We start from the raw sequence: 14965 nt of genomic DNA on the forward strand, positions 1-14965 counted from the left end.
CCTCCCTATGCGAGCGACAGCGTCAGGGATCCTGCGGTGAGCTGGAGTTCGTCCCCGGCCGCCACCGTGCGGGATGCGGAGAGGGACCCGTACCAGAGGCGCACCGGCGTGCCGGCCGAGTCCCAGACTTCGACGCCGACAACGGTGGCGGCCGGCATTCCCGTCCAGACGAGGTCGGCCGAGTTGGAGGTGGCGCCGGAGACGGCCGCCGCGACTGAGAGGTTCTGGCGGGCGTAGGAGCCGCCGGTCACCTCGGTACCCGCCGCCGTGTCGCTGCCATTCGCCGTGACGAGGGCGACCTTCAGCGGGGTGGTGGGCCTGGTCGGCGTACCGACGCCGTTGATCCAGTCGAGGGACAGATTCTCGGCGGTGTTGGTCAAGTTGTCGGCCATGGCGCCTCCGTCAGTCGTAGCGGTAGATGTCGGAGACCGGCAGGACTTTGATGCCGCGGGCCGCGATCCCATCCATGATCGAGTTGAAGTCGGTGATGCTGCACTGGTTCGTGGTCGTCGCCGCGCCGCTGGTGATCTCGTGGAAGGTCAAGATGGTCCACGCCCCGGTTGACGCGGTCCGATCGAGCGCTCCCCCGGCGGCGAGCATCGTCGTCGGGTTCGCCGGGGAAGCGCCACCGGCCATAGAGCCGATGCCGGAGATGGACCGCATCCTGAACGGCTGCCCGGGCGGGTGAGTTTCGCTGGCGTTGTCGGCCGAGGAGATGCCGCGGCCAGTGGAGAAGTAGCGGGCCGTCAACTGATCGATCAGATCGCCGTCCGTGGTGGGCCCGAACCAGCCGCCCGGGTAGGCGAAATGCTCCGAGGCGAAGCCGCGGGTGACCATCCACGCCCGCAGCTGCCGCAGCTCATCCAGCACGGCCTGCGTCGACAGCGTCGTGTACTTCGCGTTGTGCGCGGCCACCGTGTAGGCGTGCCCGGCGATACCCCACCCGGCGTCCTGCATGGCCTGCAGGCCGGCGGTGGTGAGGTAGACGCCGCTGGTGTCGACGACGTCGGCGATCGTGTAGATCGTGCCGCGGTAGCCGAGCGCGTCCATCTTGGGCCGGGCCAGGGACCAGACCGAGCTGTAGCAGTCGTCGAAGGTGATCGACACCGCCCCGGTCGGGAAGGTGGCCACGGTACCGTCGATGATCTCGACGGACTGCAGGTTCACGGTGGCCGGCGCGCTGCCGCCCTTGTCGACGACCTGGAACGCCATGTCCGTCAGGCCGCTCGTCGTCGACGGAATGCCCGTCGAACCGACCGTGAAGGTCCCGGTGGGTGAACGCACGCCGGACCACTGGAGGGTGACGGTCACCCACTCCCCCGACTGCACCTGGTTCTGCGCCGTGGTGGCGTGCGTGAACACCCGCCAGCTGTAGGAGTTCGCCAGCGTGCTGGTGCCGACGAGGAAGTTGATCTGGTTGATCCTCGTGACGTCCGCGACGCGGAAGACCAGCCGGATGGCCTTACCGGTGAGATCGAACGCGCTCGCCCCGTACCTGCGGATGTTGGCGACCGCCCCGGTGCCCGTCGTCGTCATCGCGAAGCTCTGCGAGCCACGGATGAACGTCGTGGTGTCGTTAACGTTGCTCGATCCGACACCCGACCCGGACGCCGTCCAGCCATGGCCGGAGGCGAAGATCTGCCGCCATCCGGCCTCGCGGTACCGCGGAGCCCGGATCGAGCGGGGGAGCAGCGTGGGCGTGCGCGCGTCCGTCGTGGTCGGGTCGTCGCTGCGCAACGCGGTCGTCGGGCCTGCGCCGGCAGCGCCGAGCGGAGGCTGAGGACCAGCAGGCCCCGTTTCCCCTTGGGGCCCTTCAGGGCCCTGTGGGCCGACAGTTCCGGTGGGGCCTGTGGCGCCCTGCTCGCCCGGCGGGCCTGTAGGGCCCGCCGGGCCAGTGACGACGACATACTCGCCCTCTGAGGCTGCCGTGGGCGCCACGTCAGCAATGTCGACGGCGGGCGCGCTAGCGGGCAGAGCCAGAGGGAAGGAACGCCCGGGCGCGTCGTACCAGCGTTCGGTGACCGTGTAGGTCCAGCCGGTCGGCGTGACGTCCGGGTCGTCGGTGGCGAGGAGGGTGACGGTGAAGGAACCGTCGTTGTCGAGGACGGCTTCCGTGTCGCCCAGGATCAGGGTGTCGTGGGCGGCGGAGGTGAGGACCGCAGGGTCGGGCCGGAAGATAAGCCGGCCGATGAACGGGCTGCCGTCGGGCCGCTTGTAGCTGCCGGTGACGGTGACGGTGGAAAGTCCGGGAGGCAGGGCCATGGTCACCTCCCGGACGTTCTTGGCTGTCCCGCCGCCTGCGACGGGGGCGTTGCGGGCGGCGGGACGTCGGGGCGTGGGACCGGCCCGCCCCGAGCTATGCGGCGCGTGGTGCGCGCTGCGGCATGGGCCTGTAGCTCTTTGCCTGCTCTTCGATCTCGGGCAGGGCGTACATGGTCTTGTACTCGTGCCCTTGGCCGGAGTATTCGCCAGGCCGGCCCGTGAATTTGCGGATCTTCCCGCGTCGGGCCCATTGCCGTATGACGGTGCCGGGGACGCCGGTTGCGGCTGTGGCTTCGTGCTCGTAGACGAGGTCGTCGGGGTACAGCTCGGTGACGTGCATCGTCTACCCCCAAGCATGCAGAAAGCCCCCGGCCGGAAGCTGGGGGCTGAAGTAGTTGCGGACACACGAATGTTCCGTCTGAGGGCACTGTGACATACAGACGATCACGTTGGCAAGCGTTGACGGGCGTTGGCTAGGCCGCGGCCCGTTGCGCGAGGGGAAGGTCGAGTACCTCAGCGCGCGCGTACTGGGTGGCGCAGCCGGTGCATCGGGCGCCGGGTGTGGACACGGTGATGTGGAGGACGGTTCCGCAGGGGCAGGTGACGGCGACGGGCCGTTCAGGTCGCTCTCCGGTGATCTGCCGTTCGCACTGCCGGACCAGGCTGCCGACCTCGTGCACGAACTCCCAGAACGCGGGGTGGGTGCTCGCCGCCCCTTCAAGGTTGATCCGCAGGGCGTGGACGACTTCGTCGAGTTGCTGCTGCAGGCCGCCGTTCCAGCGCGGGTGTCGCCAGCCGAAGTGGTCGTGCCAGTCGACTTGCCAGGTCTGGAGGATGGTGACGACGCCGCCGCGGGCCATCAAACTGAGCGGCTCTAGCCGGAGCGGGAGGGGCGCGGTGCGGGACACGGATACGACCTGGCCGTCTCCGCCGCGGCCGGGGGTGAGGCGGGTGGCGAGCTGGGCGTAGAGCCCGTCGGGGCCGGGGAGTCGCCGCAGGGCCGTGTCGGCGCGTTCCTGGCAGGGGCGGCAGGCGGTGCGTCCGAGTTCGTCGCGGTGGAGTTGCCGGCCGCAGGGGCAGGTGGGCCACTGGTAGGTGGGCTGGTCGTGCACGGCGGCTCCTCGGTGCGTGGCGGGGCTGCTGGTGACTCTGGGTTAAGTGTGCCGGAGAGGGTTGACAACGCCGGGCCAATAGCCCGTGGGCGCGGTCATGGCGAAGGCCCCGGTCGATGACCGGGGCCAGGGGGGGGCGGGTTGGTGCGGCGTCTCACTCGTTGGTGTTCTTGACCCAGACGCCGCTGTTCTTGGTCTGGACGTTGCGCTGGTCCTGGTGGACGGGGCCGGTGTAGTGCTGGTGGATCTCCGGCTCGGGCTTGGCCCCCTTGGCGAGGCGGGCGAGGGCGAGGATCGGCAGGGCGAAGGCGGCGGGTGCGGCGCAGATCATGCCGATGACGGTGGGGTTGGCGAAGTCGGAGGCGATCATGAGGATGCCGCCGCCGGCGGACACCATCAGCGTCATGCCTCCGAAGGCGATCATGCGGACGCTGTCGTCGGTGGCTTTCTCGCTCATTGCCGGGCGTTCCGGCTTCCGGGCGGGCGGTGTGGTGCTGTCGCGGCGCATCTCGTGGATGGCGTTGTCGACGGCGGCCTGGATGACGGCTTCGGTGAGCGGGTTGGCAGCCTGCCCGGCCGCGGGCGCGGAGGGCTTCGGCTCGGGCAGGTTCGGCATGGAGGGGCTCCTTGCGGGATGGGTTCTGGGGTTCTGCGGAGACTGGCGGTCACGGACAGCTACGGTGCACGGATTGTGACATTGGGCGGGGTCGAGGTTTGTCAGGCCTGACTGTCAGGCCCTCACGGAGGGTGGAGTCACTGACTCTTCTATAAGCCCCCCAACAGGCATGACTCCTGACTGTCAGACGGTTTCTGACAGTCAGGTGACGCTGTGTGACCGTCAGGCGGGAATCAGAGGCGACTGGAGAATCGTGTACTCACCGTAACCATCACGTCGGAGGACGCCCTCCGTGACCAGCCTCTTCAGCTCGCCCTGGAGCCACGGCTTGCCCCGCCCCGCGGACACGGCCGCCGGGCCCAGATCGGCGGGCTGGAACGTCAACTGGCGGGCCTGCAGCCACTGGTCGATCTGCTCGTGGATGACCTGCCGCGCCTCTGCTGTGCCGAGCCGATCGCGGCGCTCGAACTGCATGCCGGCGTCGGCCGGAACCTCGGGCAGGGACCCGTCGAGATCGATCCCGGAGTAGTCCGCGTCAGGCTCCGGATCGTTGGGGATGAGGCCCATGACCTCGCTGTAGGCGTCCTCGATCTCCACAGTGATGGCTTCTTCCTGTGCGGACGGCAGGGTGGTCAAGTCGGCTCCGGCTTCTTCCAGTACGTGCGCCGCCGTAGCCAGCTGACCGGTGGGGGCGGGGTTGAGGCGGTTCGTTCCGCGGTGGGCTCGCTGGGCGTAGGCGGCGCCGAGGGCGGTCGCGGTCGCCTCGTCGAGCGGGTCGCGGTGCTCGGCCCCGGCGGCGACGAGCGCGGCCAGGTAGGCGCGGTCGGTGAGACCGGAGCGCCACTCCATCGCCCAGCGGCTCTGGTCGATGCCCATGCCGGTGGCGAAGGCGTAGCCGGGCCGGTCGGATCCCCAGTCGGGTACGGCGCCGGCCTCGATGACCCGGTCGGGCAGCCCGAACCCGGCGTCTCCTGCCTCGTCGACGCCGAAACAGGCCGAGGCCTGCAGGTTGGCGCGGACGTCGGTGGACACGTTGGTCCAGGTCGCTCGCTGCAGGGAGACGACGAGCCAGATCCCCACGGAGCGGGCGGCGCGGGCGATCCGGTCGAGCTCGCTGAAGTCCGCCAGGTCGGCTGCTTCCTCGAGCCACAGCACCATCGCGTTGAGGCTGGACTTCGGCGTCCACTGGTCGAGGCCCTCGTCGGCGAGGACGTCGCCGCGGACCTTGATGGCGCCGGGCAGCGCCTTAAGGAGGTGCTTGACCTCGCGGCCGTCGGTGAGGAACCAGTCGACGCCGTCGGCGATGTGCCCCATGGACTGGCGGCCCTTGGAGCAGTCGGCGAGGAAGATGGTCATCTTGCGGCGGGTGGCCAGGTGGGCGATGAGGCCGCGGGCGAATTCGGACTTGCCGGCGCCGGTGACTCCCATGACGAGGAGGTGCTGGAGGATGTCGGCGTCGAACGGGTTGATGATGAAGGTCTCGCCGTCGGCGTACAGGCCGAGCGGAATCGGCTCGTTGGGCAGCTGGCCGAGGCGGACGGGCGGGATGAACTGGACGCCGTCCTTGAGGAGGTCGGCGACGCGAATGTTGAGGGTTCCCCGGCCGGCGTTTTCCTGGTTGCGGGCGATGGTGGCGCCGGAGGTCGGCACTTGCATGGCGGCGGCCAGCTTGGGCAGGGCGGCCTGGACGTCGTCCATGGTCTGGCCGGCGGCCAGCTCGATGGGCGCCTGGACCATGCCCTTGCCGTTGCCCTTGGCCGACTTGACCGTGAGCTTTTCCAGGCCGATCGCCTCGGCGATCTTCCCGAGGCTGTTCTTCTCCTCGACTGGTTCGGTCTCGTCGTGGGCGTTGCGCATCAGCTGCCGGATGTTCCAGGAGGCGGCGAACACGCCGCCCCCGAGGAGCCACAGGTCGATCATCGGGGAGCCGAACGGTCCGGCGGCGGTGGCGCAGGTCAGCCAGCCCATCCCGGCGGCGACGGACGCGGTGGCCTGAGTGCGCCGGTAGCGGCGGAACTTGTTGCTGCCGCCCGCCGCATGCCAGGTCACGGCGCTGAGGACGACTCCCGCGACGCCGAGGCCGGCGGACGCCAGCCCGGCGGACAGGGCACTGTCGCCCCACATCTGGTTGGTGGCGAACCCGGCCATGGGGGGCAGCGTGTAGGCGCCGATCCACGGCGACGTGTACGGCATTGCCTTGCCCGCGAGGTGGGAGATGAAGCCTCCCCGCCCGACGGGCACAAGGTCGGTGGAGGTGTTGACCGGCTGGCGGGGGCTGCGGGTGGCGGTGCGCGCCATCACTCGTCTCCGATCGTGAACTGCGGGCGGGCCTGCTTGGCGCCCCGCTGCTTGTTACGGGCGTCCTGCTCGGGCTTGATGAAGTGCCGGTCGAAGGCGTGCGCCATCTTCAGCGCGCCGACACCGAGAGCTTTGGCCGCTTCGGCGGACACCTTCAGGTGGGCGGAGACCAGGCGGGCTTTGACGCGGCTGCTGGCGCCGAAGGTGTACCAGTGGCCCTTGTAGGTGGACAGGACGCCGTTGATCTCTTCGGCGCGCATGCTGATGATGAAGTGGAGTTCGCGGCCGAGCCGGTTGATGGCCTTGGCGAGGTCGATGATGTCCTTCTCGTTGCGGAACTCGATCCGTTCGATCGCGGAGATCATGCCGTCGCCGCGGTGGTGGCTGCCGGATCCGCTGGCGGGGGTGTCGTCGTTGTTGCGACCTCCGCCGTTGTTTCCGCCTCCGCGGCCGCCCCCGTTGACGTGGACGTTGATCGGGGGCGTGAACGCGCTGCCCAGGCCTCCGGCGAATCCGCCTGCGGCGGCACCAGCTGCGCCGGCAACACGGGCGGCGCGGGACGAGGTGGCCGGCGGGTCCTGCCGCGGGCGGGGCGGGGCCTGGCGCGGCGGGGCGACCGGCCGGGGCGGGGCCTGCGTCATGCCGGAGTCGTTGTCGTCCGCCCAGTTGTACACGCTGCTCATGCGTCGGTCTCCTCGTGGATGGTGGTCGCTCCGAACCAGAGCGGCTGACGGATTTGGATCAGGTCGGCTTCCGGGTCGTTACCGAGCTGGGTTTCGGCTCGTTCGATGAGGTGGTGGGCTGCGGTGAACCGGGCTGCTGCGGCGGCGGCGTACAGGTCGGTGAGGGACCAGGACGCCTGCCGGGTAGCGAGCGTGATGAAGATGCGGGCCGCGTGGGCGAGGGTGTCGGCGAGTCGGGCCGCGTGGTCGAGGACGGTGAATCGTCGGGATCCGTGGGCCATCACTGGTCCTTCTGGCGGGCGTTCTTGGCAGCGATGGATGCCTGGCGGCGAGCGCCCGGCGACTGCTTCGGGGTATCGCCCTTGGTGCGCCGTCCGGGGCGCGCGGGCGGGTTGTAGACGCGGGTCTTCTTGGTGCCGAGCATTTGCGAAGCGACCTGCGGTGTTGATCCGTTTACGGAGCGCTTTTCGCGGGCTGCTGCGACCCGCGCTTCGGCGGCGTTGCGCATGCGGATGACGTCCGCGGACTGGCCAGGAGGTGCGCCCTCGACGTCGAGCTTGGCCTGCTCCCAGATCGCCTCGGTGACGGTCGTCTCGCCGAGGTCCGTGGCGAGCTTCTCGGCGTGCTCCCACACCTTCGGGAAGAGCTTTGCGCGACGCTCAGCCAACTCCTTGGCTGCTTGCGCGGCGGCCTTGTCGGCGGTCTCCTTCTCGGCGGCGCGACGCTTCTCCTCGGCAGCCCGCTCGGCGGCGATCCGCTTCGTTTCCTTCTCGGCCGCCTTCCGCTCCCGGCGGGTGAGGACTCCGTCGCGCTTGCGGATCCGTCCGTGCTCGTGGAGGTCCCACACGCCGGGGCCGGCGATCGACGCGAACGCGGTACCGATCGCGGTGGCCGGGTCGAATGCGTGCATGCCGTGCCACAGGTTGATGCTGGCGGCGATGAACGCGAGCAGCCAGGCGATCAGCCGGTAGTGCCAGTGCGGCCGGTGGGCGGCCACTGCGGCAGCGGCGCCCTTCAGGACGACCCAGGCGCCGCCCTCAAGCATGAGCGGCGCGGCCATCAGCCACAGCGCCTTGGGGTTGTAGAACGCGGCGACCTGAACGGGCAAAGCCACGATCGCGCAGACGATGTAGAAGCTGCGTGCGTATCCGCGCCACCGGTTCTCCGCTTCGGCGACTTCGCTGGCCTCGGCCTCAGCGGCGATCCGCTGCTCTGCTTCCTGCCGGGCGGCGTTCTGGCGGGCACGGTCGGCTTCGTCGCGGCGTCGATGATGCTCGGCGATCCGCGCATCCGACGCGGCCTGCTCCTCGGTGGCCTTGCGCTCGGCACGGTCGTTGGCGAGACGCTGCTTGCGCGCCTCCTCCTCCGCCCTGACGCGGATCGCGTCGGCTTCGGCCTCGGCGAGTTTTAGCGCTGCTTCCTTCTCCGCTTCGGCCGCGATGCGCTGCTGCTCGGAGTCGGCCCACGCCTGGGCGCGGATCGCCTCGGCCTTGGCCTGGGCGACGATGTCGCTGTCAACGGTGGCCGCGGGCTCGGTGGGGGTGTTGGCCTGGGTGGGGGTGGCCTCTATGGGCTGCCAGTCCCCCAGCACCTGCAGGGCCGGCGGCCTGGCGTGGCCGTTCACCTTCGGCGGGCTGGCAGTCATGGCGGTCAAGTCCCTTCGGTGGTCAGCTACGACGGTTCAAGATGGGGACCGTGGCGGCGGGGGGGGGGGATCCGCCGCCACCGATCGGGGTTCAGCGCTGTACGACGGGCTTGTCGATGTCCCGGTGCTGGACGATCACGGCGTGCCCCGCGGCGATCAGGCGGGTGGCGAGGGCGCGGGCCACGGTGGGGGCGCGGTGCCGGCCGCCTGCACAACCTGCGGCGACGGTGATGTCCCCGGCGGACGGGCCGGCAGCGAACGCGGTGACCGCTTCCGCGGCGGCCGCGACCAGCTGCCGGATTCCCGGCGTGCCCATCACCGCGTCCCGCACTTCCCGGTCCTTCGCGGTCATGTAGCGGAGCTCCGGGGATACGTGCGGGTCCCGGAAGTGGTGGCGAAGATCCACCGTCAGGTCCGCTGCGGGCGGGGCGTCGTGCAGGTAGCCGAAGGAGACGACCGTGACCGTAGCCATCAGGCGACGTCCCCGAGGCTGGCGCCGAGCAGCTCGTCCGTGAGCGACGCGCCCGGGTTGGCCTTGTCGTAGCGGGCCGCCTCGGCGAGCAGGGCCAACTCGGCGAACCTGTCCCTGGCGGCCAGGTAGCGGCGGATCAGACCCTCGCGGTAGGCCGCATCGGACGACGGGGCAGACGTGATCAGGGTCAGAGACATGGCAGTGCCTTTCGAGTGGTCAACAGAAGGAAGGGAGGTGGTGCGGGAAGTGGGGGCCGCGGCTGGCGGGACGGGGGCGGACACCGCCAACCGCGGCGGTCTAGGGGCGTTCAGCCCTGGGGGTGGGGGCGGGGCGGCCGGATCGGAAGCTCGGGCTTCGTCCGCTCGTGCTCAGCCACGACGCGCACCCTCCCCGTGCAGGTGCGAGCACTTGTCCACCCAGTTCAGGTGGATCTGGCAGGTCGACCGCTGACCGTCCGGCGTCTGCCGGGCCGTCTCCTGGTACAGGCGCAGGACCAGGTCGTCGGAAGCGTCCGCGGGGATTCGGGCCAGCGTCGGGGCGGTCACGCTTCACCGCCGTCGAACGTCGGGTAGATCGTGGCCCGGATGGCGCCCACCGGCTCCGACTGCTTCCACGTGAAGGGGGCGTACAGGTGGATGGCGCCCGCCGAATCGGTGCGCTCCGACCACTGCGAGCCCAGCCGGCCCGCCCACGCCACGAAGGCACGGCGCGTCTCGTCGGGCGTCGCGGTCAGGGAATCGGCGGTGCCGGTGATCGCACCCGACACGGCGATCGTCCACGCCATCGCGGGCAGATCATCGAAAGCCAGCAGGTCACCGAGCACCAGGTGCGCGGAACGCTGCCACCGACGGAGATACACCTCCGTCGACTCCCCGGCCATCACGCACCACCCTTGGCGGCGAGCTTCCGCTCCAGGCTGCGCATCGCATCGCCAGCAGCCGGCGGAAGCGGGGCGGTGCGGACGTAAGACGCGGCCTCGTGGGCGGCGCGGTCGGCAGCCGACAGCGGCGCCTGGTGATCGGCGCGCACGGGCGCAGCAGTAACGGTAGTCATCGGCGTGCCTTCTTCCTGGCTTCGGAACGGCTGCTGGCTGCGGCCCGACAGGCACGGCAGTGCTTGTAGCCCTTCGGGTCGGTGTACGTGTTCTGCGAGTCGAGCGCGTGCCCCTTGGCGCACGCATCGGCTCCTCGGCTCCGACGCGGCACAAGCGGAGCAGCCACGCCGATCGGCGGTTCGTTGAGAGGCGTGCCGGCGGCAGCCGCCTGCCTCTCTCGCGCGGAGGTGATGGAGCAGACCCGGCAGCGCCGACCTCCGTCCGGGTCAACGCTGAGGTTGTTGCCGGATAGGGAGTGGCCCCGCTTGCAATGGGTCTTGCTCGCATTGAGGGCCGCCGGGGCTATCGGCGAGCGCATGATGTTCTCTCGGCAAGTGACCGGCTCCAGGTGATCCGGGTTGCAGCACTCGCGCACCCGGCAGAGGTGATCGATGTGCAGGCCCTGGGCGATCTCACCGACGAGAAGCATGTACATCACGCGGTGTGCGTACATGCCCATCTGCCCCAGGTAGAACCGGCCGTAGCCAGCCTTGTAGCGCGGCCCGTTCCAAATCCAGCAGCCGGCCTCGTTCTCGGAGGCACGAGACCAGAGCCTGTCCAGTTCCGCCTGGGTGAACTTGCGGCTCAGGCCAGACGGCAACGTGACCGGCTTCAGGCTGTCGAGAGCGGGCTGTGTGGACTTCACCTAGGCCACCTCACTCGGGACCTGCGCGGTGCGCAGGAACTCGGCCAGCGTGGATTCGGCGACTCGGAAGCGGGGGCGCCCGGCTCCCTTGGCGATGTTGATGGCGGACAACCGTCCGGAGGTGATGAGGCCGCGCACGTGCTGGGGCGTACTGCCGATGCGCTTCGCCACCTGCCCGGTGGTCAGGTAGTCGCCCGTGGGGGCGACAGATGCAGACGTCACTAGGTGCTCCCCTGCGGTCGACTGGGGTGGACACCTAGATAGAAGCAGATTGCTCCAGAGCAATCAATAGCTCTAGAGCAGATGGACCACTTCTAAGACAACAAAAAAGCCCCCACCCGTTGAGTGGAGGCCAAGAAGCGGCAGGTCAGGCCGGGAAGTCGTACACCAGGAGGAACCGCGAAGCGTCCAGAATCATTCGATTGATCTCGACGACGCGACCATCCGCTCGCATCGCTGAGCGGTGCTGCTCCACAACGGGCGCACCGGCCGCCAGGTGCAGGTCGTCAACCTCCGCCGGGGTCGCCAATCGACAACGCAACTGCTCACGGAACTGCACCGGCCCGTGTCCCGCTTCACGGAGTCGCGCATAGGTGCCGCCCGGGCCGGAGTCGATCTGCGTAATGCGCGTGCCGCGCGCGAGGTCGTCCGGGATGTACGAGGTCGCACGCATGACGACTTCCCCTTCCACTACGTAGCGGCGATTCCGCCGCCACACCGACTCGCCCTCTTCCAGGTCGAGGGCGCGGGCTACATCCGCCGGAGCGTCGACCAGCTCAATTTGCACATCCCGCGCCTCAAGCTGCCGGTCGTCAATGTCGACGTCCCACATCGATCGCCCTTCGCCCCACTGAGAGGTCGAGAGACGCTTGAGGGCGTTGCGAACGATGGGCCGCCATTCGGCGACATACCAGCCAGAGCCAACCCGCGACTCGATCAGGCCCTCATCGCGCAGCACGCCGAGAGCTTGGCGGACGGTCATCTGCGAAACGTCGTAATTGGCGCGCAGATCCCGCTCAGAGGGCAGCTTGCGCTTCTCGCCGAACTCGTCGGCGCTGATCCGCCTACGCAGGTCGTCGGCGATCTCCCGGTACTTGTGCGGCTCGCCGGGCTTGCGTGGCACAGGCTCTCCTTAGGGACGGATTCATCTAGAGCAACGCTACCTGCTCTACATCAGCGCTGGTCAATGCGCACCTTTGGCAGATCCAGGCGAGAGACTGGCGTCAATTGCTCTAGAGCGCTACGTTGGCGTAGTCGCGTTGTGACAGTGCGCACACCACGGCAACGCTTTGCACGCCCACGCACGAAAACGGCCGGACGGTCGCCACCGTCCGGCCGAAGAAGCGGCGGGTCGCCACCCGCCTAAGCAACTCAATCCTGCTGAGATTGGAGTCTGCCCATGACTGTAACGCTCTCCCCCCTCCTGGACCACCTGCTCGACGCCCCGCTCCCCCAGCTGCTGGCCGAGTTGGACGTCGAGCTGGTCGACAGCAGCATCACGGACCGCACGTTCTTCGGCGCGTTCGTGGAGCATCGGAGCGGCAGGCGCATTCTGTCGATGCCGCCCGGCCGGTCCGTCTTCGAGCGGGATACGGCGGCGCGGATGCTCCTCGCGGAGGGGCTCGAGCTGGATGCTCCGCCGCTGCCGGCGCCGTTCGAGGTGACGCGCGGCTGACCGCACGCCTGAAGGCCCCCGCTCCGGTTGGAGCGGGGGCCTTCGTCATGGCCGAGCCTGGTCGGTCACTTGGTCCTCCATGCGGCGCGCGCGGCTGCGCGTCGGGTGGCGCGGTTCGGTGTGGGGTCGGGGGCGGTGTCGTCGACGACCTGCTCGGCGCGGACGAGTTGCTGCTCCCAGGTGACGCCCGGGGCCGGCGCACGCTCGCCGCGGGGTTTGGATGAGGGGCCGGTCATGCGGCCTCCTTTCGGGCCCACGCGGGGCGGTGAGGCGCTGTGCGCCGTTCTGCGGGTGCTGGCGGCTCCGGGACCGCGTCGGGCTGTTCGGTCGTGAGAGGGGCACTCAGGGCCGTTCTCGGGCCTGTTGCGGCCAGAGCCGCCGTCACGCCCCGCCACAGCACCCGCCCCGCCCACCACACGGCCGCCACCACCGAGTGCAGAACCACCGCGGCGACGAAGGCGAGCGCGGCAATCCACGCGGCGAGCGCCCACCCGACCGTGACCACCGTGTCGACCGCCTCCCCGATCACGACGTGGGCCCCTCGTCGAGTAGTCCGGCGATCTCCCGCATCCCCGCCAGCCGCCGTTCCGTCAGCGCCAGTGCGGCGGCGTCCTGCGCGAGGCGGTGGGCGCTCCCGTGTCGTCCGGCAGCGATCTCGTCGGCGTAGATCCGGGCGGCGACGGCGAGTCGCTCGGCCTCGCGTTCCAGTTCCTCGACCGTGAGTTGGAGTTGGCGGGTGACGAAACGGCGGGTGAGTTCGGCGGCCATGTCAGGCCTCCTCGTCGGTGTCGGCTGCCGCAGGCTGCACCGGGACGGCGGGCGCATCGAGGACGTCACACAGGCCGCACACGACAGCGGGCGGCAGAAGGACGCCCTGCGCTACCGGGCAGACCTCGCGGTGCAGATCCCGGACGCGCTTCAGCTTGCCGGTGAGCGCGGACGCCCCAGTCCCGTACTCGTCGACCATGCGGCCGAGGCGGCGCACCTCCTGCTGTGCCTGGCCGAGGGCTGCTTCGTGCCCGCACTCGATCGGGTCGGGGCAGCCGGGCGTCTCGGTGTCGGGCTGCTGCTGCTCCTCGTCGGCCCGCAGCACGGCTGCTGCTGCGGCTCGTGTCCCCGCGTCCCACGCGTCAGCCAGCCCGCTGTGGTGCTGGTAGCGGTCGGGGATGGGCAGCCGGACGGCGCGCGCGGCAGCCTCACGCAGGACAGCGGGCAGGTCGACGGTGGGCGTGGGGGCGGGCTGCGCCTCGTCGGCCATACGGCGCAGCAGGGTGGCGACAGCGTCGCGGTCGCGGGTGTCCCACCAGAAGCCGCCGTCCTCGTCGAGCTGCGGCCGGTAAGGGATCGGCCCGGGGTGCGCAGCAACGGCCTCGGCGGCCCACATCAGGACGGCGGCCTGGTCTGTGGTCGGCGGCAGAACGGGCATGATCGCGTCGGCGAGGTCGCCACGGCGCATGTCGGGCCGGTAGTCGGCCTGTTCAAGCGCTACGGCGATGCGGTCGCGGAGTGTGGCCCGGTCGGCGCGCTCGGCGAGCAGCTGCCGTCCGCAGCGTGCGCCCTTCAGCCACTCCCGGACATCAGCCGTGGTGATCTGGCGGGCTTCACGGTCGGCGATGTCGCAGCACTCTCCAACGAACGCGAGCGCGTCCTGAGCGCGGTACAGGTCGGTGCTCAGTTCGTCGGCCAGGTCGCGGGCTTCCTCGGCGGTCAGTTCCTGCGCGGCCCGGTCGGCGGCGGGCGGCAGCACGGCCAGCACCGCGTCGGCGTGCTCGCCGTACTCGTCCGGTTCGATGCCGTCGTCGTCGAACTCGAAGCCGCTGGCCTCACAGATGGCGCGGCGGATGCGGTCGCGGAGTGTGGCCCGGTCGGCGGGCGGCGGCGGCACCGGCGCGGTGGCGAGCAGTTCGGCAGCGGCCCGGCACACCCGCTCGTGCTGCACCGGGAACGTCGGCTGCCCCGGCCCGGGGATGGCGACCGCGTCCCAGAGGGCGTCGGCCTGCTGGACGGTGAGGCCGTGCGTCGGGTCAGGCTGCGTCGGGTTGGTCATGGTGGTCCCTTCGGAGAGAATCGGAGACGCCGGCCGGGCGCGATACGAGCGCGCCCGGCTGGTCCTGTACGGGTGGTCACGCGGCAGCCGATGCCGTCGGCGAAGAGGCAGGGTGGTCGCACTGCGGGGACCGGCCGGAGCGGCATATCGCGGCCACCTGCTCCATGGCCTGGAGGTTCTTGCGGCCCCAGTCCCGGGCGCGTTCCTCGTGGCTGGTCCGGGAGTCCATGAGGTGACATCCACCGGGCCACTCCGTCGGGTTCCAGGGGTTGTAGTCGTTGCGGCGCCATTCGACGAAGTGGGCGCGATGGGTGGGGCACAGATCGCCGGGTATCGGTGTGGCGGCTGCCTCGGACGCAGTCATGTCGTGTCCTCTCGGTCGGGGCGGGTGCCGTGGTTGGTCTTTCGTTCCGGGC

The 14965-nt window shown here is 70.0% G+C and carries 22 protein-coding genes; 1 reads left to right on the top strand and 21 read right to left on the bottom strand.

Annotated features, from left to right (window positions below; genetic code table 11):
• Positions 1-5: 5 nt before the first annotated feature.
• The 17 genes from AQJ84_RS11170 to AQJ84_RS11240 all read right to left on the bottom strand — a co-directional run bounded on the left by AQJ84_RS11170 (position 6) and on the right by AQJ84_RS11240 (position 11950).
• A complete protein-coding gene (locus tag AQJ84_RS11170; RefSeq protein WP_053192026.1) occupies positions 6-392 on the bottom strand; it encodes a phage tail fiber protein in 387 nt (128 codons plus the stop codon).
• A 10-nt stretch (positions 393-402) separates the two neighbouring features.
• Complete coding sequence (locus tag AQJ84_RS44720; protein WP_051869842.1) at positions 403-2262, bottom strand: polysaccharide deacetylase family protein; 1860 nt, start codon at positions 2260-2262, stop codon at positions 403-405.
• Positions 2263-2356: 94 nt separating this feature from the next.
• On the bottom strand, positions 2357-2602 hold the full coding sequence (locus AQJ84_RS11180) for a hypothetical protein (RefSeq protein WP_030040194.1): 246 nt from the start codon (positions 2600-2602) through the stop codon (positions 2357-2359).
• Positions 2603-2735: 133 nt separating this feature from the next.
• Positions 2736-3374 (bottom strand): hypothetical protein, encoded by a 639-nt coding sequence (locus tag AQJ84_RS11185; RefSeq protein ID WP_030040193.1) that lies wholly within the window; start codon positions 3372-3374, stop codon positions 2736-2738.
• A gap of 154 nt (positions 3375-3528) precedes the next feature.
• Positions 3529-3990, bottom strand: coding sequence for a hypothetical protein (locus tag AQJ84_RS11190; protein WP_051869840.1), 462 nt, complete (start codon positions 3988-3990; stop codon positions 3529-3531).
• 222 nt (positions 3991-4212) lie between these two features.
• Positions 4213-6288 (bottom strand): FtsK/SpoIIIE domain-containing protein, encoded by a 2076-nt coding sequence (locus tag AQJ84_RS11195; RefSeq protein ID WP_030040191.1) that lies wholly within the window; start codon positions 6286-6288, stop codon positions 4213-4215.
• Complete coding sequence (locus AQJ84_RS11200) at positions 6288-6971, bottom strand: hypothetical protein (RefSeq protein ID WP_030040190.1); 684 nt, start codon at positions 6969-6971, stop codon at positions 6288-6290. Before AQJ84_RS11200 ends, AQJ84_RS11195 begins: the two co-directional genes overlap by 1 nt.
• A complete protein-coding gene (locus tag AQJ84_RS11205) occupies positions 6968-7252 on the bottom strand; it encodes a hypothetical protein (protein WP_030040189.1) in 285 nt (94 codons plus the stop codon). The genes AQJ84_RS11200 and AQJ84_RS11205 overlap by 4 nt, the downstream gene beginning before the upstream one ends.
• A complete protein-coding gene (locus tag AQJ84_RS11210) occupies positions 7252-8616 on the bottom strand; it encodes a hypothetical protein (protein ID WP_053192027.1) in 1365 nt (454 codons plus the stop codon). The genes AQJ84_RS11205 and AQJ84_RS11210 overlap by 1 nt, the downstream gene beginning before the upstream one ends.
• Before the next feature lie 91 nt (positions 8617-8707).
• Positions 8708-9088 carry a RapZ C-terminal domain-containing protein gene (locus AQJ84_RS11215; RefSeq protein ID WP_053192029.1) on the bottom strand — a complete coding sequence of 127 codons (381 nt, stop codon included), beginning with the start codon at positions 9086-9088 and terminating at the stop codon, positions 8708-8710.
• Positions 9088-9285 (bottom strand): hypothetical protein, encoded by a 198-nt coding sequence (locus tag AQJ84_RS11220; RefSeq protein WP_030040185.1) that lies wholly within the window; start codon positions 9283-9285, stop codon positions 9088-9090. Before AQJ84_RS11220 ends, AQJ84_RS11215 begins: the two co-directional genes overlap by 1 nt.
• Before the next feature lie 171 nt (positions 9286-9456).
• Complete coding sequence (locus AQJ84_RS42990) at positions 9457-9633, bottom strand: hypothetical protein (RefSeq protein WP_157874978.1); 177 nt, start codon at positions 9631-9633, stop codon at positions 9457-9459.
• Positions 9630-9968, bottom strand: a complete 339-nt coding sequence (locus AQJ84_RS11225) for a hypothetical protein (RefSeq protein WP_030040184.1) — start codon at positions 9966-9968, stop codon at positions 9630-9632. The genes AQJ84_RS42990 and AQJ84_RS11225 overlap by 4 nt, the downstream gene beginning before the upstream one ends.
• Positions 9968-10141, bottom strand: coding sequence for a hypothetical protein (locus AQJ84_RS42995; protein ID WP_157874979.1), 174 nt, complete (start codon positions 10139-10141; stop codon positions 9968-9970). The genes AQJ84_RS11225 and AQJ84_RS42995 overlap by 1 nt, the downstream gene beginning before the upstream one ends.
• The gene (locus AQJ84_RS11230) at positions 10138-10827 is read right to left on the bottom strand and encodes an HNH endonuclease signature motif containing protein (RefSeq protein WP_053192031.1); all 690 of its coding nucleotides are present in this window, start codon (positions 10825-10827) and stop codon (positions 10138-10140) included. The genes AQJ84_RS42995 and AQJ84_RS11230 overlap by 4 nt, the downstream gene beginning before the upstream one ends.
• Positions 10828-11049, bottom strand: coding sequence for a helix-turn-helix domain-containing protein (locus AQJ84_RS11235; protein WP_030040182.1), 222 nt, complete (start codon positions 11047-11049; stop codon positions 10828-10830).
• Between the two features lie 145 nt (positions 11050-11194).
• Entirely contained in the window at positions 11195-11950 is a 756-nt protein-coding gene (locus AQJ84_RS11240) for a GntR family transcriptional regulator (RefSeq protein ID WP_030040181.1), read from the bottom strand.
• A gap of 276 nt (positions 11951-12226) precedes the next feature.
• On the opposite strand from AQJ84_RS11240, the gene AQJ84_RS11245 reads away from it, so the two are divergent.
• A complete protein-coding gene (locus AQJ84_RS11245; RefSeq protein ID WP_051869839.1) occupies positions 12227-12502 on the top strand; it encodes a hypothetical protein in 276 nt (91 codons plus the stop codon).
• 65 nt (positions 12503-12567) lie between these two features.
• Here AQJ84_RS11245 and AQJ84_RS43435 read toward each other — a convergent pair whose 3' ends face one another.
• The 4 genes from AQJ84_RS43435 to AQJ84_RS43000 all read right to left on the bottom strand — a co-directional run bounded on the left by AQJ84_RS43435 (position 12568) and on the right by AQJ84_RS43000 (position 14913).
• Entirely contained in the window at positions 12568-12738 is a 171-nt protein-coding gene (locus AQJ84_RS43435; RefSeq protein ID WP_164873062.1) for a hypothetical protein, read from the bottom strand.
• A 289-nt stretch (positions 12739-13027) separates the two neighbouring features.
• A complete protein-coding gene (locus tag AQJ84_RS11255) occupies positions 13028-13270 on the bottom strand; it encodes a hypothetical protein (RefSeq protein ID WP_030040178.1) in 243 nt (80 codons plus the stop codon).
• Between the two features lies 1 nt (position 13271).
• The gene (locus AQJ84_RS11260) at positions 13272-14549 is read right to left on the bottom strand and encodes a hypothetical protein (RefSeq protein WP_030040177.1); all 1278 of its coding nucleotides are present in this window, start codon (positions 14547-14549) and stop codon (positions 13272-13274) included.
• Positions 14550-14625: 76 nt separating this feature from the next.
• Positions 14626-14913: a hypothetical protein gene (locus AQJ84_RS43000; protein WP_157874980.1), complete on the bottom strand. Its 288-nt coding sequence runs from the start codon at positions 14911-14913 to the stop codon at positions 14626-14628.
• Positions 14914-14965: the final 52 nt, after the last annotated feature.

Origin of the sequence: Streptomyces resistomycificus (genome assembly GCF_001514265.1) — a bacterium.
In the GTDB taxonomy this organism is placed as follows: Bacteria; Actinomycetota; Actinomycetes; order Streptomycetales; family Streptomycetaceae; genus Streptomyces; species Streptomyces resistomycificus.

Coding starts and splice junctions, on each gene's coding strand:
- AQJ84_RS11170 (WP_053192026.1), bottom strand. CDS start 392: ATGGCCGACAACTTGACCAACACCGCCGAGAATCTGTCCCTCGACTGG.
- AQJ84_RS44720 (WP_051869842.1), bottom strand. CDS start 2,262: ATGGCCCTGCCTCCCGGACTTTCCACCGTCACCGTCACCGGCAGCTAC.
- AQJ84_RS11180 (WP_030040194.1), bottom strand. CDS start 2,602: ATGCACGTCACCGAGCTGTACCCCGACGACCTCGTCTACGAGCACGAA.
- AQJ84_RS11190 (WP_051869840.1), bottom strand. CDS start 3,990: ATGCCGAACCTGCCCGAGCCGAAGCCCTCCGCGCCCGCGGCCGGGCAG.
- AQJ84_RS11195 (WP_030040191.1), bottom strand. CDS start 6,288: ATGGCGCGCACCGCCACCCGCAGCCCCCGCCAGCCGGTCAACACCTCC.
- AQJ84_RS11200 (WP_030040190.1), bottom strand. CDS start 6,971: ATGAGCAGCGTGTACAACTGGGCGGACGACAACGACTCCGGCATGACG.
- AQJ84_RS11205 (WP_030040189.1), bottom strand. CDS start 7,252: ATGGCCCACGGATCCCGACGATTCACCGTCCTCGACCACGCGGCCCGA.
- AQJ84_RS11210 (WP_053192027.1), bottom strand. CDS start 8,616: ATGACTGCCAGCCCGCCGAAGGTGAACGGCCACGCCAGGCCGCCGGCC.
- AQJ84_RS11215 (WP_053192029.1), bottom strand. CDS start 9,088: ATGGCTACGGTCACGGTCGTCTCCTTCGGCTACCTGCACGACGCCCCG.
- AQJ84_RS11220 (WP_030040185.1), bottom strand. CDS start 9,285: ATGTCTCTGACCCTGATCACGTCTGCCCCGTCGTCCGATGCGGCCTAC.
- AQJ84_RS11225 (WP_030040184.1), bottom strand. CDS start 9,968: ATGGCCGGGGAGTCGACGGAGGTGTATCTCCGTCGGTGGCAGCGTTCC.
- AQJ84_RS42995 (WP_157874979.1), bottom strand. CDS start 10,141: ATGACTACCGTTACTGCTGCGCCCGTGCGCGCCGATCACCAGGCGCCG.
- AQJ84_RS11245 (WP_051869839.1), top strand. CDS start 12,227: ATGACTGTAACGCTCTCCCCCCTCCTGGACCACCTGCTCGACGCCCCG.
- AQJ84_RS43435 (WP_164873062.1), bottom strand. CDS start 12,738: ATGACCGGCCCCTCATCCAAACCCCGCGGCGAGCGTGCGCCGGCCCCG.
- AQJ84_RS11255 (WP_030040178.1), bottom strand. CDS start 13,270: ATGGCCGCCGAACTCACCCGCCGTTTCGTCACCCGCCAACTCCAACTC.
- AQJ84_RS11260 (WP_030040177.1), bottom strand. CDS start 14,549: ATGACCAACCCGACGCAGCCTGACCCGACGCACGGCCTCACCGTCCAG.
- AQJ84_RS43000 (WP_157874980.1), bottom strand. CDS start 14,913: ATGACTGCGTCCGAGGCAGCCGCCACACCGATACCCGGCGATCTGTGC.